Genomic DNA, 18,961 nt, shown 5'->3' with positions numbered 1-18,961 from the left:
AGCGACATCTCAACGGCTTGTTTCGGCCAGAAGCGGACATTACATTTATAGAAACGCGGGGACTGACTGTTACGGTTTATCTACTAGCGTTGACTTAGAAATAACTCTCGGATCGCCTCTCCGTGAACTTGGAATGAGGATAAAGCAGCACCGGGAAGCTCGCTCTTCGCTCTATGCCAATCATCTAGTTCGATTGGTGGCATCACCAGTTCGGGAATGACTCGGAACACACGTTCAGCACCCAGAAGCAAGCTCACTTGTCCGAGCGCATTCTGAGACTGGAAAGCAATGGAGCCATTGATGGCCTTCTTCCACGAAAGCAACCCACCCCACTTCATCATGTGATCGGACACCGAATAAGGTTCGTCTCCACACCCTAGACTAAGCACCCGAACTTGATGCCGGTCCAGATCAAAGCAACTGAGCGCGTCGACGGCGCCGACCATGATCGGGTTGTTTGCCCATAGCCCGCCATCTACGAAGCGGTAACCACCGGAATCCAAGGGTTGAAAGTAGGTGGGTGCCGCGGCCGTAGCCATGGCCACCATCGTCATGAGTTCGTGGTTATCCTTCTTGAAATCTGGGTGGTGCGGTGTCTTGAAAACATACACGTCGCCAAAGCGACCATCACAAGATGGGATGCATAGCCGGCTCCTTGCATCTCCGAATTTCCGGTCTCCGAATGTATTCGACAGGAGTTCTGCCAACACAGCACGGTCGTAGCGATAGCGAGCGAGACCCCGACACCACTGCCACTTGCGACCAACCCAGCCGAATCGCGCTGCCGGGAAGATTTCACCTCCATGCTCGGTATATAGGCCGGCAATCGCGCGGGCGGGCATTCCAATGGAAAGGCCCAACGCAATGATCCCGCCAGTTGATGTGCCGGTGATCAGGTCGAAATGCTCTGCCACCGTGCCACCACCCAGGTAGCGCTCCTCGATCTCGGCAAGAAGCATTGCAGGGAAGATCCCCTTGATGCCACCGCCGTCAATCGAAAGGATCTTGAACTCACGCTCCTTCGGCCAAGGCTGCTGCACACGTCGGTGCGTCAGGGCACCTTTGGATCGTGGCTCGATGAGCTGGTCGCTCACTTCGGAATCTCCGGGTGTCGGCCGCCCCCGGTCCACTCCCCCGGTAGCCCGCCAGCCTTCATAGCTGGCCAACCAATCGATGGCCCACGGAATGATGGTTTCCGCAATGGCCTTGTCGCGCGCCCACTCGGCAGTGGCCGGATCAAATAGGCACAATCGTGACTTGCGCGGATTTCGTTCGTTCCAGTAGAGATGCGGTGTGTCTTCGCCGGGCGCCTTGTCAGTGGAGAGTTCCAGCTCAGGCGAAATCAGTGTTACGTTCGCGCCCAAGGTCCCGACCACACGCAGATCACCGATGGTGCGAAATTCCACGACCTCCACACGGACAACATAAGTCTGAGAGAGCGGGCGCAGCGGCCCCTCCCAGATCACGTGCCAGCCGCCGTTGAAAATCACTTCGAAGGCCGGATACAACGGTATCTATGGAGTGATCTGCGGCTAAGGATCCGGCCGAATACTCCCTAGTGACCAGCCGCTCCCCAGAGCTGTTCGAGGCGTTGGTCGCGGCCGCAGTTGTAGCGGTAGAACTTGTAGCGGATCGGATTGCGGCGATAGTAGTCCTGATGGTATTCCTCGGCCGGATAGAACTCCGACGCCGGAACGATCTGCGTCGCGATCGGCTGCTTGAAGCGGCCGGAAGCTTCCAGATTGCGTTTGCTCGCTTCCGCCAGCCGTTGCTGTTCGGCGCCGAGAGTGAAGATCGCGCTGCGGTACTGGTCGCCGACGTCGCAGAACTGGCGATCGACCGCGAGTGGATCGATATTGCGCCAGAAGACCTCCAACAGCTTCGAGTAACTGACCAATGCCGGGTCGTAGCGCACCAGCACCGCCTCGGCATGGCCGGTGCGGCCGGCCGATACCTGCTCATAAGTGGGATTGGCGACGTGGCCACCGACATAGCCCGACGTGGTCGACTTCACCCCGGGCAGCTTGTCGAACGGCGGCTCCATGCACCAGAAACAGCCGCCGGCGAAGATCGCGACGGCGGTCTGCGCGGACGGTTTGGCAGCGGGTTGCGCGGTACCGGTCTGGGCGCCAACGCCGATCGCGGCCAGCATCAGCAGGCCACCGATCGCGGCGATCGCGCGGGAACGGCGATGTCGAAGGAAGGTCATGGTCAGCTCCTCAAGGCGGGCAGCGGTTGGCCCTTCGGTACGAACGCGAGCGCCACGCCGTTGTTGCACCAGCGCTCACCGCGCGGCGGCGGGCCGTCGTCGAAGACATGGCCCTGGTGCCCGCCGCAGCGCGCGCAGTGGTATTCGGTGCGTGGCCAGACCAGCTTGAAATCCTTCTTGGTGCCGATGTGGCCGGCGACCGGCCGGGTGAAGCTGGGCCAACCGGTGCCGCTGTCGAACTTGTGCGCGCTGTCGAACAGCGGCAGGTGGCAGGCGGCGCAGACGAAGGTGCCGTCGCGCTTTTCCTTGTCCAGCGGGCTGCTGAAGGACGGCTCGGTGTCCTCCTCGAACAGCATACGGTAGGCGGCCGGGCTGACCTGGTCCCACCAGGCTGCGGCGGGCCTGTTCAAGCGGACGATCTTCGACGACGCAGTCTTCGCGCCGGCCGGGGCTGCGGCCGCGCCGGTGTCGGACGCGCGCGAGCAGGCGGGCAACCACGGCAGTGCGACCAGCGTGGTGAGGGTTTGCAATGCATTACGACGGTTCATGCGGAGACTCCAACGACAACAAGATGCGGATTTGTAGGAGCGCCTCTTAGGCGCGACGCCTTTTGCGTGCGTCAGGGCTCGGGCGCGCCTAAGAGGCGCTCCTACAGAAGCCCGGAGGAGCGAAGGACGCGCGCGTGCCGGGCGACGATCCACGCGCTCTTGCGGTGACGGTGTTATCCCGGCTTGCCGACCACCCACAGGCGATCCTGGTCGCGCAACAGGAACAAGGTCAGGCACGCTGCCAGCATCGGCCAGGCGGCGAAGAACAGGATGTTGGCGCTCTCGTACGGTGCCAGGTACTGACGCCAGGACACGAAGGTGGACGCGGCGTGCAGCAGCAGGATCGCACCATACGTCCAGGTGCGAGCGACACCCGCCAGGAACACCAGCACCAACAACAGTTGCACGACGCCCAGGCCGACGACAATGCCCTCGCCAACGCCGGCCATGCCGTAGAAGCCGGCGAACACGCTGCTGGAATGTTCCGGCCGCACCAGCTTGTCCACGACCCAGACCAGCATCACTGCGGCCACGCTCACGCGGAGCGCGAGCAGCGAGATTTCGAGTTTGCGGGTTGGTGAAGACATCGGGTTTCTCCTGGTCAAGTGACGGGTTCGAGCGCAGCCGGACGGGTGTGCTGGGCGATCGCGGCCAGCGCGTTGCCGAGCGAGGCGCCGTCCATCGCCTCCAGCGGTAGCGCGAGCAGGCCCTGGATGCGATCGGCGATCAACTCGGCGGTGCGGCGGAAGGCGCGCGCGGTTTCGTGCGCGCCGCCGCGGGTGGAAGAAGGATCCGGGCAGCCCCAGTGCGTCGGCACCGGCGTTCCCGGCCAGACCGGGCAGATCTCGTGCGCCGCGTTGTCGCAGACGGTGATGACCAGATCCATGGGCACGGCATCGGGTCCAACGAACTCCTCCCAGGACTTACTGCGCAGGCCGTCGATGCGGCAGCCGAGCCGGTCCAGGGTGGCGAGCGCGTGCGGATTGACCGTGCCCGATGGCTGGCTGCCGGCGCTGTAGCCCTGCAGCCGCCCTTGTCCCAGATGCGTGGCCAGCGCTTCGGCCAGGATGCTCCGCGCCGAGTTGTGCGTGCACAGGAACAGGACGCGGTGGACGCGGTTCGACATCGACATGGGTGTGTTCATGTGAGTGCGCCTCCGCAGCTGGAACCTTGCCCGGCGGTGCAGCCGTAGCAGTGGCCCGCCACGGCGATCCGGCGCGGCACGTCGTGGTCGAGCAGGTCGCGCAGGTGGGTCGGTTGCTCGCGCCCGGCCAGCGGCAGCTTGAACATCTGGTTGAAGTCGCAGTCGTAGAGCTGGCCGTCGTAGCCGACGCTCAAGGTCGAGCGGCACATGACCGAAGCGAGGTTCTCATCGCGATGCGCAGTGCGCAGGGTGTCCATGTAGTCCTGGAACTGGCCCTTGGACAGCAGCCAGGAGCCGAAGCGCTGGATCGGCATGTTCGCCAGCGCGTACAGGCGGTTGAAGACGATGCCGAAGTTCTCGCCCAGCAGGCGGTGGTAGGTCTGCTCCAGCGCCTCCTGGCCCGACGGCAGGAACGCGCCGTTGGGGTTGTAGACCAGGTTGAGCTGCAGCGGGCTGCCGGGCCGGCCGTAGCCGAGCGCGTTGAGTTGCCGCAGTGCGCGGATCGAGCTTTCGAACACGCCATCGCCACGCTGCTGGTCGACGTTGTCCTGGCTGTAGCAGGGCAGCGACGCGACGATTTCGACTTCATGGCGCGCGAGGAACGCACCGACCCAATCGTAGCTGGGCTCTTCCATGATGGTCGGGTTGAGTCGGTCCATCACGTGCAGGCCCGCGTCCTTGGCCTGCTCGACCAGCCAGCGGAACTGCGGGTTCATTTCCGGCGAGCCCCCGGTCAGGTCGAGGTTCTGCACCTGCAGGCGTTCGGCCACTTCGAGCGCCAAGCGCATGGTGGCCTGGTCCATCGTCTCGGTCCGGCGCGGGCCCGCGTTGACGTGGCAATGGATGCAACTCAGGTTGCAGCGATAGCCGAGGTTGAGCTGCAGCGTGGTCACCGCGCCGCGCTCGATCTCGGGGAAGTCGCTGTCTTTCAGCAGTGGCCAGGTGTCGTGCATGGGGTCTACTGGTTCGAAGGAAGGCGAAGGTCGTCGGCCAGCGGTTGCTGCAGCAGCGCGATCAGCGTCTGCTCCGGCGCGGCGCGAAACTGGGTCAGGCCGATCTGCATGCCGCGGTGGCCGTCGCGCGGCTGCTCGATGCGCGAGTGGAACAGCCGGTCCCAGAGCGAAAGGATGTTGCCGTAGTTGCTGTCGGTCTCGTCCCGGTACACCGAGTGGTGCACGCGGTGCCAGTCCGGCGTCACCAGCACGCGCCGCAGCTGCCGGTCCCAGGCATGGGGAATGGCGACGTCGGCATGGGTCAGCAGCGCGAACGCGGCGAGCAGGATTTCGTACACCGCCACCGCCACCGGCGACGGACCGAGTGCGGCGATGACGGCGAACTTGTAGAGCATCGACAGCAGAATCTCCGCCGGGTGGAAGCGCAAGCCCAGCGTCACCTCGAACTGCAGGTCGCTGTGATGGACGCGATGGATGCGCCACAGCTGCGGTATCACGTGGAACCAGCGGTGCTGCCAGTAGATCGCTAGGTCGAGGACCACGAGCGCGGCCAGGAACTCCAGCATTGCGGGCATATCGACCACGGCCAGCAGGCCGATGCCGCGGGTCGTCATCTGCCAGGCGAACGTCACCGCCGTGAGCGGCAGGATCAGGTAGACCAGCAGCGTCGACACCGCAGCCAGGCCAACGTTGCGCCAGCGCCGCCCGCGCGCAGGCGTTTCGCCACGCGTCGGCCACGCGCGCTGGCACAGCAGCAGCACCAGCAGCAGGGCGCCGACGACCAGCAATCGTGTTGGGCCGGCATGCGCGAGCCACCAGGCGTTCATGCGCCCGCCTCCGCGATGTCGGCCAGCGTTTCGAGTTCGCCCATCAGGCGCTGCTGCGCAGGCGTCGGTGCGGCGAGTGCGGCCAGGCCGGCGAGCACGTGGGGGATGTCGTCCGCCGTATCCAGGTCGCGCAGCGTTTCCAGTTCGAGCCAGGCGCCGGATCCGTGCATGGCGTGCATGAACTGCACCGCGGTGCCGAGCGTGCTGTAGCGCACGCGGGTCCACGCGTCGTCGTCCAGCGGCGTGTTGCCGCCGAACAGCCAGAAGCCGCCGTCTTCGGCGCGGCCGATCGCCAGGCGCGGTTCGGCGCCTGACAGCCAGTGCGCCGCCCGCTGCAGTGCCTGCGCGGTGAGTTGTGGCGCATCGGCGCCGATCAGGATCGCCGCGTGATGGCGGTGACGCAGAAGCCGGTACACCTGCGCCATGCGCGCGCCTAGCGAACCCACACCCTGCGCCAGCAACGGCAGGTCGATCCACGCACCGGTCTGCAGCGCAACGCCTTCCGCCACCGCCCAGTACGGCTCGATCTCGCCGTGGTCGCACGCCTGCATCGCCACCGACGCAACGGCTTGTGCCGACGACAGGTACAGCGCCTCTGCATTGCGACGTCCGATGCCCGGCCACAGCCGCGTCTTCACCGGCGACAGCGACGGCGTCTTGACGAAGATGGCGATGCCGCAGCTCATGACAGTCGCTCCTGGCGGGAGAAGCGCCGTGCCTGCTCCGCGGTCGCACGCAGGTGCTCGCGCGTCGTGGCCCACCAGCCGCGTTGCGCGTACTTGCGTGCACTGGTGTAGACCGGCGCGCGCAACGCGCGCAGCGGAATGTCGAGCGCGCGTGCCGCCCAGATCGCGGCATGGTCCTCGCCCGCGCCGATGTGCTCGTCGAAGCCGTTGATGGCGTCGTACACGCGCCGCGGCATCAGCAGGCCCTGGTCGCCGAACGGCAACCCGAGCAGGCGGCTGCGCACCTGCGCACCGAGCGTGTTGAGGAACATCAGGCGCGGACCGTCGCGCAGGAAGCGCAGGTCGAAGTAGCCGATCGCGGTCGCGTCGGCGTCGATGAATCGATGCAGCGCGTCGACGGTCGATGCCACGATCCGGGAATCGGCGTGCAGGAACCACAGCCAATCCGCATTCGTCCGGGCCGCGCCGGCGTTGAGTTGCCGCGCGCGTCCCGCGGCAGAGCGGACCAGGCTCACGTTCGCAGGCAACTGGTCCACGACATCGTCTTCGCCTTGGGCCAACACGAGCACGACCTCGCGCGCCCGCGCCTGGGTGAGCTGCGGCAGCAGGGCCTCCCAGGCACGATCGCCGGGACCGGCAGGAATGACGATGGCGAGGCTCGGGCACATGGTTTTCAGCAGCAGGCGCCGGCGGCTGCCACCGCGGCCGTGGGAGTTGTGCTGCAGTCGAATAGGCCGAAATGGACGCGCTTGTCTCCATGCAGGTCAAAGTGCGCCGCGAAGCGCGACTGCGCGAGCATGTCGAAGGTGTTGCCGCAGACCCGCACCGGCTTGCCGGTCTCGAAGCGATGGTGGTCGTCGAGCACGAAGGCATGCGGCAGGCCGGCGATGCTGCCGCGATAGGAGGCTATCTGGCCGTAGTCCTCGCAGCGATCCTCCAGCGGCAGGCGGAAGGCGCGCATGGTCATGGAGCGGAATCCGACCATGCCGATCCGGGCCTCGATCTGCGGATCGAGCAGCGGAATCGGCGACTGGCTGACGCCGCGTGCGTCGGCGCAACCCAGGCGTTCGAGCATGCGGCGGAAGTCCTCGATGTACAGCGCCCCGGCCAGGCATTCGCCCAGCAGGACCGGGTCGGTGCGCAGCGCGTCGGGGATGCGGCGGTCGGCGAACACGTCGGAGAAATACAGCTCGCCGCCGGGCTTGAGCACACGGAAGATCTCCGCGAACACCTGTTCCTTCTCGGGCGACAGGTTGAGCACGCAGTTGGACACGACCACGTCGACGCTGGCATCGGCGACCCCGCAGGCCGCGAGCCGTTCGATGTAGCCCTCGACGAAGCGCACGTTGGACTGCGCATAGCCATAGCGCTGCGCGTGCCAATCCTGGTGGCGGGTGGCGACCTGCAGCTGTTCGGTCGTCATGTCGACGCCGATGACGCTACCGGACTCGCCTACGAGGCGCGACAGCAGGTAGACGTCGCGCCCGGTGCCGCAGCCCAGGTCGAGCACGGTCCTGCCTTCCAGCGCCGGCGGCAGCGGCGAGCCGCAGCCGTAGAAGCGATCTTTCACTTCCGGGTGCACATCCTCGAGCAGCGTGCGCAGCATCGGCGGCATGGCCTCGGCCGGGCAGCAGGCGCCTGTGCGCAGGTCGCGCGTGGACTGGAGTACGTCGCCGTAGTAGTGGCGGACATCGTCGTGGGTGGTGTGCAGGTTCATTGGAGTCACCAAGAAATCAACGCAGAAGGAGTCCGAGACCGAAGGCGAGGACGCTCGCGAGCGGCAACGTGATGCACCAGGCCAGCAGGATCCGGCGGATCACATTAGCGTGGCCGCTGCCGTTGCCTGCGGCAATGCCGAACAGCGCGCCGGTGCTCACGTGCGTGGTCGACACAGGCAGGCCGAAGCGCGATGCGCCGATGACCAGGGCGGTCGTGACCAGGTTGCCGCCGAGACCTTCGCCGGCATCCATCCTGGTCACCTTGTGCGCGAGGGTTTCCGACACCCGGCGCGACGCCAGCAGGCCGCCGAGCGCCATGGCCGTCACCACCGTGAGCGAAGCCGTGCCGACACCCAGGCCGCCGCCGCCCGCGACCATCAGCGCCGCAATCTTCGGCGTGTCGTTCAATCCGCGCGCGAAGCTGACCGCGGCCGCGCTGCCTAGGTGCGCGCGGTCGAGCCACAGGCGAACCGGAAGCAAGGCGACCCTCCGTCCGGGCGCCGGCGCGCACGCCGTAGCGCCCGCAGTAGCGTAGATAATCGTGGTGCGTGCGGCGGCCAGCGCCGGGCCGTCGACCACCATCTCGACATCGGAGCACACGCAGGGATCGCTTTGCGCCAGTCGCGCACGCAGGCGTCGCACCGCCGGCACCAGTACCAGCGCCAGCAGCAAGGCCAGCAGCGGCGAAACCAGCAGCGGCAGCAGCATCGCCTTCGTGGCCACTGCCAAGCCGACCTGTTGCGGCACCACGGCGACACCGGCGCCCAGCAGGCCGCCGAGCAGGGCATGGGTGGTGGAGACGGGCATGCCGGTCCACGTCGCCAGCCACACGGTCATCGCCGCGCCGCCCGCGACGCTCAGCAGGAACGGGAGCGAAGCGGTGATCTCCTGCGGCACGATGTCCCTGCCGCTGAACGCCACCAGCAGGCCATTGGCCAGGTAGATCGACGCCACGCCGCCGACCGCGGTGGCGACCGTGGCGAATACGATGGCGCCGCGATGACCCACGAGCCCTGAGCCGACGAGGGTAGCCGCGCCCTTGATGTTGTCGTTCGCGCCGTTCGCGGCGGCGAGTAGCAAGGTGAGCAGTACGAGCAGGATCAGCGACATGCGATCAGCCCCGTCGCCAGGCGAAATAGCGCGCGGCGAACTGCAGCAGGCCCTGCGGCGCGTTCGCACGCTTCCACGCGCCGGCGGCGTACTTGTTAGCCTCGCTGAGCGTGGGATAGATGTGGATCGTGCCGAGCAGCTTGTTGAGGCCGAGGCCGTGTTTCATCGCCAGCACGAATTCCGCGAGCAGGTCACCGGCGTGCTCGCCGACGATGGTCGCGCCGAGGATGCGGTCCTTGCCCGGCGGCGTGAGCACCTTGACGAAGCCGTGGTCCGCCGAATCGGCGATCGCGCGGTCGAGGTCGTCCAATCCGTATTTGGTCACTTCCACCTCGATGCCCCGCGCCTTGGCCTCGTCTTCCGACAGGCCCACGCGCGCGACTTCGGGATCGGTGAAGGTCGCCCACGGGATCACCCGGTAGTCGGCCTTGAAGCGCCACAGCGGCGCCAGCAGCGCGTTGATCGAGGCGTACCACGCCTGGTGCGCGCAGACGTGGGTGAACTGGTAAGGGCCGGTGACATCGCCGGCCACCAGGATGTTGGGGAAGCTGGTCTGCAGGAACTGGTCGCCTTCGACCGTGCCGTTGTTCCTGATCTCCACGCCCAACTCCTGCAGGCCGAAGCCTTCCCCGTTCGCCTTGCGGCCCAGCGCCAGCAACAGGCGGTCGAACGGCAGGGCGATTTCCATGCCGTCCTGCTCGCAGACCAGGCGATCGCCACCGTCGCCGCGTTCGACCCGCAGCGCCTTGCAGCCGGTCATCACCCGCACGCCTTCGGCGCGGAAACGCGACTCGACTTCTGCTGCCGCGTCGGCGTCCTCGCGCGGCAGCAGGCGCGGCGCCATTTCCACCTGGGTCACTTCGCTGCCCAGGCGCGCGAACGCCTGGCTTAGCTCGCAACCGATCGGGCCGCCGCCGAGCACCAGCAGGCGCTTGGGCAACGACCGCAGGTCCCACAGGTTCTCCGAGGTCAGGTACGCGACGCCGTCGAGGCCCGGGATGGCGGGCACCAGCGGTCGCGCGCCCGTGGCGACGATCAGGCTGCGTGCGCTCATGCGCTTGCCGCCGACTTCGACTTCCCAGGGCGACACGATCCGGGCCTCGCCGGTAATGACCTCGACGCCGAGCTTCGTGTAGCGCTCCATCGAATCGTGCGGTTCGATCCTGCGGATGACGGCGTGCACGCGCTCCATGACCTGGGCGAAGTCCAGCTGGGCGCCGACCTTGGCGATGCCGTAGCGCTCGGCATTGCGCGCATCGGCCATCAGCCGCGCGCTGCGCAACAGCGCCTTCGACGGCACGCAGCCGGTGTTGAGGCAGTCGCCGCCCATGCGGTCGCGCTCGATCAGTGCCACCTTCGCACGCGCGGTCGCGGCGATGTAGGCCGAGACCAGCCCGGCCGATCCGGCGCCGATGACGATCAGGTTGTAGTCGAAGCGGCGCGGGCGCTTGTGCCCGCGATACACCCGCTGCGCCGCCAGCCAGCGCGTGAACGCGCGCATGATGAGTGGCAGGAAACCCAGCAGCGCGAACGCGCCGATCAGCCCCGGCGACAGGATGTCGGCCGGCTCGCGGATGCGCGCCAGCTGGGTGCCGGCATACACGTAGGCGATGGTGCCGGGCAACATGCCGACTTGGCTGACCCAGTAGAAGGTGCGCGTCTTCAGCGCCGTCAGGCCCGCCAGCAGGTTGATCACGAAGAACGGGAACACCGGCACCAGGCGCAGGGTGAACAGGTAGTACGCACCGTTGCGGGCGATGCCCTCGTCGAAGGTGCGCAGGCGCTCGCCGTACTTGTCGCGCAGCGCATCGCGGAACACGAAGCGCGAGGCGAGGAAGGCGAGCGCTGCGCCGATCGAACTGGCGAACGAGGCCAGCAGCGTGCCTTCGAGCAGGCCGAACAACGCGCCACCGGCGAGCGTGAGCACCGCGGCGCCCGGCAGCGACAGCCCGGTGACCACGACATACAACGCAAGGAATCCGCCGGCCGCGAGCCATGGATGCGCCGCCGTCCAAGCCTGCAGCGCGTCTTGCCGCGCCTTGAACGCTTCGAGGCTGAGCTCGCCCAGCAGCCCGCTGCGCCACAGTGCCAGGGCGGCAACGACCAGCACGATGGCGAGGATCAGGCGGGTTCTGGAGCGGGACATGCGTTTCCTTCGGAGGAAGTGGACGGACTCTCGTGATTCCACCAAGCGCTGGAATCCGTTCCGATGTGGCGATTTCAAGAACAAGCCCGGTGTGGACTCCAGCGTTTGCTGGAGTGACGACTTACCCGGCCTTCCTTGGCAGCGGACAAAGAAGCTCAGCGCCGCGCATGTCCGATCCACGAGAACAGCGGACGGCCGAACAGCAGGCACAGCAGCGACAGGATCGCCACTGCGCCCAGATGCCAGACCAGCACCATCAGTGCGCTCTCTTGGCCGTGAATGAGGGTGACGCCTGCAGCCGACAGCGCAGCGGCGCTCAGCGCCGCCAGCATCGCGGTCGCCCTCGGCCGGACCACCCCGGCATGGCGCACCATCAGCAGCAGCACCAGGCCCAGCGGCACGCCGGTCATGGTGATCGCCACGGCGCAATGCCAGCTGGTGAACTGGAAGAGGAACGCGTCGCTGCCAATGCGGGCGAGATCGCGCAGGCAGCCCCAGCCCAGCCCGCTGAGCCACAACAGCAAGGTCGGCACCGGCAGCCAGGCCCATGCCGGCGACCGGCCCGGCACGCTGATCTGGAACACGGCGTAGGCGGCGAGAATTCCGGTCAGCACGCTGGCGATCCATTCGATCAGCGCCGGCGCGGCGTCGAGCTCGGCGGCCAGGCCCGGACGTAGGCCGATGGCAGCGGCGATCAGCGCGACGACGGCGTTCGCCATCGCGATCCACAACATGGTCCGCCGCATCGGCGACGCGAGCGGCCGCACGGGCCTGGCCCGTGATGCCAGCTGTTCGATCAGGGTATTGGTGTTAGTCATGGTCCTGCCCCTTGTTGCCGAGGGTCCGCTGCAACGTCTTCAGCGCCCGATGGCAAGCCACTTTCAAAGATCCGACGCTCTGCCCGCTCTGCGCCGAGGCCTCGCCCAGCGACATCTCGCCCAGGTGCACCAGCCGGATCGCTTCCTGCTGCTTCGGAGACAGGCCGGCGACCGCATCGCGCACGCTGCGCGCGTCGTGCAGGCGCGCGGTGGTTTCGTCCGGCGTCGACGCGGCTTCCTGCAGGTGGTCCAGATCCTCGTCCGTGGTGAATTCGTGTTCGAACCGCCGCGAACGGCGGCGCAACAAGTCGATGCAGCGGCGCGTGGCGATCGTGCTCAGCCACGGCTTGAACGGACGCCCGCGCTCGTAGGTGTGGCGGATGTCGTGCACGACCAGAAGAATCTCCTGCACCGCATCCTCGGCGTCGTCGCCACGGCCGAGGTAACGCTGGGTGATGGCGCGCAGGTAGGGCGTGATCCCGACCAGCAGCGCGTGATACGCATCGCGGTCGCCGTCCTGAGCGCTGACCATCCACGTGCCCCAGACTTCGCCGCTGTCCCGCGTCTGCCCGTAGGAGCTCGCGGGGGCAGCCGATGCGCTGCGCAGGGGCATGGGGGTCGCCTGCTCCGGTCTCGGGAAGGGAACGATCTCGGCCATGATGCGACGGTCCGATGCGATTACCAAGCGCGCCTGCCTAGGCGCGGACGCGACGCGCGACTAGGTGATCCAACGACACCCTGCCGGGGCCCCTGGCCATGAGGTAGAGCATCAGCGCCGCCCATAGCCCATGGGTGGCGAACGCGCTGGGGTAGACGAAGATCTGGATCACCAGGGTCATGACCAGCAGCGCGAACGCCGACAGCCTGCTCGCCAAGCCGACCAGCAACAGCAGCGGGAACACGTGCTCGGCGACGGCGGCCATCGGCGCGGCGAACTCGGGCGGGATCAGCGGCAGCGCGTACTCGCTGCGGAACAGTTCCAGCGCGCTGTCGGAGATCCGCGGCCAACCGAATTCGACGGTGGCGCCGATCGGATCCAGTACCAGCCCCTCGATCTTGGTCTGGCCGGACATCCAGAACGTCATCGCCACCGAGAACCGCGCCAGCAGGGCGATCGCGCTGTGCGGGATGCGGCTGAAGAGCGCGATCGTGTGGTCTACGGCCTGGATGGCGCTGGCGGTGACCGGCGCGCGCGAGCTGCGGGAAGTGGCGAGGAGGGTGCTCATCTCAGTGCTCCAGTTCGATGGCGGGCCCGGCCTCCAGGCCGTGGCGGATCAGGACGGCGAACAGCGCGCTGGCGTCGACGTGCACGCAGGTGGTGTTCACCCGGTCGAATGCCGCGCCCAGCGGTTCGCCGTTGCGCAGTGCGTCCAGGAATGCGATCGCACCCGGCGGCAGATCGGTGACGACGACCTCGAATGACGGGCGCGCGACCAGCACGTCCTCAGCCTGCTCGACGTCGATGCCGGCAAGGTCCGCGTCGGACAGGTCGTGCAGTCCCTGGTGTGCCCGCCAGATGGAATACGCCGCATGGCGCGACGCAAGCCAGCGGCAGGCTGGATGCAGCATGACGCGGGCGGATGCCAGGCGCTCGGGCGCCGCGAACAGCTCGCGATATGCGGCCTCGGGTATCGGTGTGGCATCGGCGGCGTGATACGCGTGGATGCGCAGTGCTTCGATCGTGGCCACGTCGGCCAGGTAGGGGATTTCGGCTGCCGGCAGGAAGCCTGCCACGAACCGCGGGAAGTCGATCGCGTAGTCGGTCAGCACCGGGGTGCGCGGCGGCGGCGTCAGCACGCATTCGCGCGCCATGGCGCGGAAGAACTCCACGCCGACCAGCGCCTGGGTGACGGGAAAGGCTTCGGCCAGCGCGTCGATCAGGGTCACCACGAAGTTGTTGCGGTGCACGGCGAACCGGCGCTCGGCGTCCGCGCGGCCGGCGGCCTTGAGCCCGGTAGGCGCGCGCCGGGTCGGCACGCGCAACGCGGCGGCGAAGTCCTGCTGGGAGGCGGTCGCGGTCATGCCGCCATCTCGTCGGGCACCGCGCAGCTATCGCGCAGGATCGCCTCGGCGCGCTGTGCCTGTTCGCGCAGCGTTGCGTAGGCGGGGACGTTGGAGTCCCATTCGATCAGCGTCGCCACCGGCCCGGTCAGTGCGAGCGTGCGCGCATACAGCGCCCACACCGCATCGGCGACCGGCGCGCCGTGATGGTCGATCAACAATGGATCGCCGCCGTCGGGATCGTGTTCTTCGGCGTGCCCGGCGAGGTGGATCTGCCGCACCGCGTGCATCGGCAGCGCGGCGAGGTAGGCGAGCGGATCGTGACGGTTGTTGTGGCAGGACACGTACACGTTGTTCACGTCCAGCAGCAGCCCGCATCCGGTGCGCTGCACGATCGCGGCGATGAAATCCGGCTCGCTGTAGCTGCTGCCCTGGAACTCCAGGTAGGTGCTGGGGTTCTCCAGCAGCATCCGCAGCTTGAGCCGCTCCTGGACCTGGTCGATGTGCGCGCAGACCCGGGACAGGGTCTGTGTGTCGTAGCACAGTGGCAGCAGGTCGTTGAAGAAGCGGCCATCGTGCGTGGACCAGGCGAGGTGTTCGGAGAACGACGCGGGCTGGTAGCGCGCGATCAGCGTCGCCAGCCGGTCCAGGTGCAGCGAATCCGGCGGTGCCTCGCTGCCCAGCGACAGACCGACGCCGTGCAGCGACAGCGGCAACCGCTCCCGCAGCGCGGTGAGTTGCGCATGCGGCACGCCGCCGGCGCCCATGTAGTTCTCCGCATGCACTTCGACGAAACCAGGTGGCGCGAAATCCGCCTGCAGTTCGTCGAAATGGCGTGGCTTGAATCCAACACCGGCCCGCGCGGGCAGGCCGGTGCCGGCCGGAGCAGGTTCGGCGTAGTGAGTGCTGTGGAGGAGGTTCACCGACCGTCTCCGAAAGAAGCAGCGCGGCTTAGCTGGACTTGGCGGTCTTGGCTTCGAACGCCGCCAGCTGGCCGTAGCCGGTGGGCGAGGTCTTCGACGTCGTCTTGGTGCAAGTGCCGGCCGGCACGTGCTTCCAGGCATTGGCTTGGTGATCGGTCTTGGCGGTGCCCGCGCAGGTGGTGCCGGGGCCGGCGGCGCAATCGTTCTTGCCGGCGAGAGCCACGCCGTAGCACTTTTCCTGCGCGGCGCCTTTCTCGCCGGCCTGTGCTGGCGCGATGTTCATGGCCAGCGCCGAACCCAGCGCAGCAGCGAGGGCCAAGGCGGGAACGGCGGACTGGAAACGGGTCGTCATGGAAATTCTCCTGGGAATGGGTAGTAGCGAGGCGCCGAGGAACCGCGTATGGCAGTCCGGGCGCCGCTCGCATCAGGAGACTTCGTTCGAGGGGGCGAATGGTTACATCAGGCTGGAAGATGCGTAGACGCCGCTGCAGACGCGGCCGGGCGCAACCCTCGGCGCACCGAGCGGGTCATCGACGCTTCCTCGGGTGCACGACGTGCGGGTTTTCCGTAGCAGACCAGCGGTCCTGGGGTCGTCTCAGGTCACAGCGATCGTGGGAGGCCGCTGCGCGATCGCTACGACCTCGGTTTCGCGATGATCAGACTCCGCTTCGATCACGAATTGGAGGGATCGATTCGGCGCGCCAAGTGCCTTCAGGCCGCGATGCACCGACACCTTCGTTGCTGCGCGCGCTCGCCCCCCTTCTGGACGCACTTGCCTGACGCGATCACGAACAAGCGCGACGCGAGCCTGTTCATGGTGCGCACAGAGGTCCGGTGCGCGCGCTGCGATGGCCATCTCGGCCACGTCTTCGATGACGGGCCGAAGCCGACGGGCCTGCGCTACTGCATGAACGGTGTCGCGATGCGTTTCGCGCCCGCCTGAACCGCTGCTGGTCTTGCCGCGCGCCATCAAGGGAGAAGACGATGCTAGATCTGAGCCGGGCGACCGTCTTGCCGGTTGGCGTCCATCCGAGGCTAGAATGCTCGTGCATCACCATGATGCGATGCTGAGGCACGATCCGTCGCGCACCGTGATCCGCCCGTTCGAACCGGGATACCCCGCCGGGCATGAGGCTGATGGCCGATCCCGGCTTCAGGTGATCGATGATTGGGTCACCGGCTATGACGGCGGTCAGGTCGATCGCGCGTTGAAGAGCGTCGAGTCCTCGCTTCAGGACAGCCAAACCCGGCGCCGTTCAATTGCCCTCCGGTAACATCCTGACATTCGCGTTCTGGAAGGGAATTCTCACCGGAGCGATCGAACATTCTCAAGCTTATCTACGTCGCAGGCTCCGATCAGCGCTCGAAATGACCGACATTCGGAACTCAGCTGCCCGGCAGCTTCTGCGCGGGTACGGATACCGCAGTCTCATTGATGTAACCGATCAGCCTCCCCGGACGAATACTGAGCCATGACCACGTTTCTGACCTTTCTGGGTGCCGCGTTCCCCAAGAGCGGTTTTGGATCGCTGGCAGCGATAAAACTGACATTGGCTCGAGCGAGGATTCTTTCATGATTTGCCACCTACTTATTCGCCTAAAAAATCGGTTATTTAGCGTGGCGGCAGCTGCTACCTTATTAGCCAGCTTCACACCGACGGCGTGGGCCGCTCCACAGGCGTCTTCCAATTCGACTACGACCTATCACAGGATGCAGATCGACGGCGTCGGGGTTTTCTATCGCGAAGCCGGACCGAAAGATGCGCCGACAATCGTCTTGCTGCATGGTTTTCCGACGTCGTCTCGCCAGTACGAAGCGTTGATCCCGCTGCTGGCGACTCGATACCACATCATCGCGCCGGATTACCCGGGCTTCGGACAAAGCGACGCACCCGAACCGTCCGCCTTCCCCTATACGTTCGATCATCTCGCGAAGGTAATGGATGACCTGCTGGTACGCCTCAAGATCAACCGTTACAGCCTGTACATTCACGATTACGGCGCTCCGGTAGGTTTCCGGATGATGCTGGCGCATCCAGAGCGATTGGAGGCACTAATAACGCAGAACGGCAATGCTTATCGAGAAGGCTTGGGCAAGAAATGGCCCGGCATTGCTAAATTTTGGGCTGATCCGAAAGGTCATCCGGAGGTTCTTGATACCTTCTTGTCTTTCGACACCACGATGCAGCGTCATACAGCCGGCACAACGCATCCAGAGCGCTACAATCCGGACACTTGGATAAACGAGTTTGCGCACCTTGCAAAACCCGGCCAACGCGCGATCCAGTCGGCGTTGCTCTACGACTATCGGAACAATGTCGCGGCCTATCCGCAGTGGCAGGCTTGGCTTCGCGAACGTCAGCCGCCGACCCTGGTTGTATGGGGGGCCAATGACCCTTCCTTCATCGCCGCGGGGGGCGCGGCGTTTAAGAGAGACTTGCCTGACGCGGAAATTCACTTGCTCGACGCGGGCCACTTTGCGCTCGACGAGAAGACCGACGAGATTGCGCGCCTAATCCTCGATTTTATGGCCAGGCGTTCGGAATGAGTTTCGACAAAACAAGGTCATTTCCTTTTTGTTGGCGCGTTTGCGAGAAAGCATTTGCGACTGAAATAACTTTCCCCCATAGCCGCCGACCCGGCGTTCACTCAAAAGTGGCCAGCCCCCCATACCTGCGGGACGCGCGGGCGGGCATGCCTAGATCGGCAAGACACTAGCCGGCGCTAGGATCTCGGACCTGTTTGGCGGCCGTCACCGGTTCGACATCCGACAGGGCCACCTCGTGCGATGCAGCACCCCTTAGGCGGCCAACTCATGGTTGATTGTTAAGTAAAAGTTGGCCAAAGCGGCCAACTCATGCTTTCCCCCACACGGACCGCGTTGGATCAACGAATGGTGGGCCCACCAGGACTCGAACCTGGAACCAAAGGATTCACGTGATCCGGAAGTTTCCTCCCGGCGTGGACTATCTCATCACCCTCCGCCGAGGCGGGTCGGGTGCGGGACGCTCTAGCCTGTGATCAAGGGCACTCGAGCCCCCAGGTAGTCTCTGCACCTTCCAGCGGTGTACCGCTGGCTTGGCTCAGGATTGCCGCCGGCCGGGCCGCTGCGGTTTCCCTGAATTCATCCCGTTCCATCCGCGCATTACGGCGCGGCGGCACCTTTCGATGAGTCCTCTGCTCTAACCATTGAGCTATAGGCCCTGCGGAACGGATCATACCCAATCCCGGCGCTTGCAAGCGCACTTTCCGCGCCCCGATGCCGTCCGCTGCATCGACCTTCGACCACGGATCGCTCCCGCGCCCAGGAAAGCGCCACGTGTCTCATCTGGTGAGCCAGCCCGGCGTAGACTCATCGCTCCTTCGCCACGCAGGAGTAGTGCCATGAACACCCAGCAAGTCGCCGAACGCCTGGTCGCGCTGTGCCGCGAGGGCAAGTACGAGCAGGCCCAGGAGGAGCTGTACGCCGAGGACGCGGCGAGCATCGAGATGGAAGGGTTGCCGGCAGGCACGGCCGGCAACGTCAAGGGGATGGACGCGATCCGCGAGAAGGGCCGCAAGTGGAAGGAGAACATCGTCGAGATCCACGGCGGCAGCGTCAGCGATCCGGTGGTCACCGGCGACTGGTTCAGCGTCGCCATGGGCATCGACGCGACCTACAAGGACATGGGGCGGATGCCGATGGAGGAGATCTGCGTGTACCAGGTGCGCGACGGCAAGGTCGTGCGCGAGCAGTTCTTCTACAACGTCGGTTGACCCCCGTAGAGCGGAGCTTGCTCCGCTGCGCGGGCTCCGGAGATGGGAGCAGCGGAGCAAGCTCCGCTCTACGGGAGCGATGCCGCTTCCGTGACGCAAAAAAGCCCCGCCGAAGCGGGGCC

The 18,961-nt window shown here is 66.1% G+C and carries 21 protein-coding genes and 1 pseudogene; 4 read left to right on the top strand and 18 right to left on the bottom strand.

Translation table 11 applies throughout. From position 1 onward, the window contains the following. Window positions 1–83: 83 nt before the first annotated feature. From AB5T46_RS17460 to AB5T46_RS17375, 18 genes are all read right to left on the bottom strand, one after another. Window positions 84–1,508: a CBASS cGAMP-activated phospholipase gene (locus AB5T46_RS17460; protein WP_370565344.1), complete on the bottom strand. Its 1,425-nt coding sequence runs from the start codon at window positions 1,506–1,508 to the stop codon at window positions 84–86. A 47-nt stretch (window positions 1,509–1,555) separates the two neighbouring features. Then, complete coding sequence (msrA, locus tag AB5T46_RS17455) at window positions 1,556–2,278, bottom strand: peptide-methionine (S)-S-oxide reductase MsrA (protein ID WP_370565342.1); 723 nt, start codon at window positions 2,276–2,278, stop codon at window positions 1,556–1,558. Then, complete coding sequence (msrB, locus tag AB5T46_RS17450; RefSeq protein WP_370565341.1) at window positions 2,212–2,757, bottom strand: peptide-methionine (R)-S-oxide reductase MsrB; 546 nt, start codon at window positions 2,755–2,757, stop codon at window positions 2,212–2,214. Before msrB ends, msrA begins: the two co-directional genes overlap by 67 nt. A 173-nt stretch (window positions 2,758–2,930) precedes the next feature. Beyond that, on the bottom strand, window positions 2,931–3,344 hold the full coding sequence (locus AB5T46_RS17445; RefSeq protein WP_370565340.1) for a hypothetical protein: 414 nt from the start codon (window positions 3,342–3,344) through the stop codon (window positions 2,931–2,933). 14 nt (window positions 3,345–3,358) lie between these two features. After that, a complete protein-coding gene (locus tag AB5T46_RS17440) occupies window positions 3,359–3,901 on the bottom strand; it encodes an arsenate reductase ArsC (RefSeq protein ID WP_370565338.1) in 543 nt (180 codons plus the stop codon). Beyond that, entirely contained in the window at window positions 3,898–4,854 is a 957-nt protein-coding gene (gene arsS / locus AB5T46_RS17435; RefSeq protein ID WP_370565337.1) for an arsenosugar biosynthesis radical SAM (seleno)protein ArsS, read from the bottom strand. Before arsS ends, AB5T46_RS17440 begins: the two co-directional genes overlap by 4 nt. Window positions 4,855–4,859: 5 nt before the next feature. Beyond that, window positions 4,860–5,681 carry a sterol desaturase family protein gene (locus AB5T46_RS17430; protein WP_370565336.1) on the bottom strand — a complete coding sequence of 274 codons (822 nt, stop codon included), beginning with the start codon at window positions 5,679–5,681 and terminating at the stop codon, window positions 4,860–4,862. Beyond that, window positions 5,678–6,367: a TIGR04282 family arsenosugar biosynthesis glycosyltransferase gene (locus AB5T46_RS17425; protein WP_370565335.1), complete on the bottom strand. Its 690-nt coding sequence runs from the start codon at window positions 6,365–6,367 to the stop codon at window positions 5,678–5,680. The genes AB5T46_RS17430 and AB5T46_RS17425 overlap by 4 nt, the downstream gene beginning before the upstream one ends. Then, window positions 6,364–7,035 (bottom strand): glycosyltransferase, encoded by a 672-nt coding sequence (locus AB5T46_RS17420; RefSeq protein ID WP_370565334.1) that lies wholly within the window; start codon window positions 7,033–7,035, stop codon window positions 6,364–6,366. Before AB5T46_RS17420 ends, AB5T46_RS17425 begins: the two co-directional genes overlap by 4 nt. A gap of 5 nt (window positions 7,036–7,040) precedes the next feature. After that, window positions 7,041–8,084, bottom strand: coding sequence for a methyltransferase domain-containing protein (locus AB5T46_RS17415; protein WP_370565333.1), 1,044 nt, complete (start codon window positions 8,082–8,084; stop codon window positions 7,041–7,043). A gap of 16 nt (window positions 8,085–8,100) precedes the next feature. Beyond that, window positions 8,101–9,195, bottom strand: coding sequence for an inorganic phosphate transporter (locus tag AB5T46_RS17410; protein ID WP_370565332.1), 1,095 nt, complete (start codon window positions 9,193–9,195; stop codon window positions 8,101–8,103). 4 nt (window positions 9,196–9,199) lie between these two features. Then, window positions 9,200–11,341: an FAD-dependent oxidoreductase gene (locus AB5T46_RS17405; protein WP_370565331.1), complete on the bottom strand. Its 2,142-nt coding sequence runs from the start codon at window positions 11,339–11,341 to the stop codon at window positions 9,200–9,202. Window positions 11,342–11,496: 155 nt separating this feature from the next. Continuing rightward, window positions 11,497–12,159, bottom strand: coding sequence for an NrsF family protein (locus AB5T46_RS17400; RefSeq protein WP_370565330.1), 663 nt, complete (start codon window positions 12,157–12,159; stop codon window positions 11,497–11,499). Further along, window positions 12,152–12,772: an RNA polymerase sigma factor gene (locus AB5T46_RS17395; RefSeq protein ID WP_370565329.1), complete on the bottom strand. Its 621-nt coding sequence runs from the start codon at window positions 12,770–12,772 to the stop codon at window positions 12,152–12,154. The genes AB5T46_RS17400 and AB5T46_RS17395 overlap by 8 nt, the downstream gene beginning before the upstream one ends. Window positions 12,773–12,854: 82 nt before the next feature. Beyond that, a complete protein-coding gene (locus AB5T46_RS17390; RefSeq protein ID WP_370565328.1) occupies window positions 12,855–13,385 on the bottom strand; it encodes a DoxX family protein in 531 nt (176 codons plus the stop codon). 1 nt (window position 13,386) lies between these two features. Further along, window positions 13,387–14,181, bottom strand: a complete 795-nt coding sequence (locus AB5T46_RS17385; protein ID WP_370565327.1) for an HvfC/BufC family peptide modification chaperone — start codon at window positions 14,179–14,181, stop codon at window positions 13,387–13,389. Then, window positions 14,178–15,083: an MNIO family bufferin maturase gene (gene bufB / locus AB5T46_RS17380; RefSeq protein WP_370565326.1), complete on the bottom strand. Its 906-nt coding sequence runs from the start codon at window positions 15,081–15,083 to the stop codon at window positions 14,178–14,180. The genes AB5T46_RS17385 and bufB overlap by 4 nt, the downstream gene beginning before the upstream one ends. A gap of 28 nt (window positions 15,084–15,111) precedes the next feature. Next, the gene (locus AB5T46_RS17375; protein ID WP_370565325.1) at window positions 15,112–15,435 is read right to left on the bottom strand and encodes a BufA1 family periplasmic bufferin-type metallophore; all 324 of its coding nucleotides are present in this window, start codon (window positions 15,433–15,435) and stop codon (window positions 15,112–15,114) included. Between the two features lie 402 nt (window positions 15,436–15,837). Here AB5T46_RS17375 and AB5T46_RS17370 point away from each other — a divergent pair. From AB5T46_RS17370 to AB5T46_RS17355, 4 genes and pseudogenes are all read left to right on the top strand, one after another. Next, window positions 15,838–16,026 (top strand): annotated as a pseudogene (locus AB5T46_RS17370) (peptide-methionine (R)-S-oxide reductase); the annotation flags it as partial. A gap of 97 nt (window positions 16,027–16,123) precedes the next feature. Beyond that, window positions 16,124–16,357, top strand: coding sequence for a hypothetical protein (locus AB5T46_RS17365; protein ID WP_370565323.1), 234 nt, complete (start codon window positions 16,124–16,126; stop codon window positions 16,355–16,357). A gap of 437 nt (window positions 16,358–16,794) precedes the next feature. Then, window positions 16,795–17,631, top strand: a complete 837-nt coding sequence (locus AB5T46_RS17360) for an alpha/beta fold hydrolase (RefSeq protein WP_370565322.1) — start codon at window positions 16,795–16,797, stop codon at window positions 17,629–17,631. 836 nt (window positions 17,632–18,467) lie between these two features. Further along, on the top strand, window positions 18,468–18,839 hold the full coding sequence (locus tag AB5T46_RS17355) for a SnoaL-like domain-containing protein (protein WP_370565321.1): 372 nt from the start codon (window positions 18,468–18,470) through the stop codon (window positions 18,837–18,839). Window positions 18,840–18,961 lie beyond the last annotated feature (122 nt).

Source organism: Luteimonas salinilitoris (genome assembly GCF_041300785.1).
GTDB classification, from domain to species: domain Bacteria; phylum Pseudomonadota; class Gammaproteobacteria; order Xanthomonadales; family Xanthomonadaceae; genus Luteimonas; species Luteimonas salinilitoris.
Note: the sequence above shows the minus strand (reverse complement) of the source record. Positions and strands in the feature narration are given on the sequence as shown.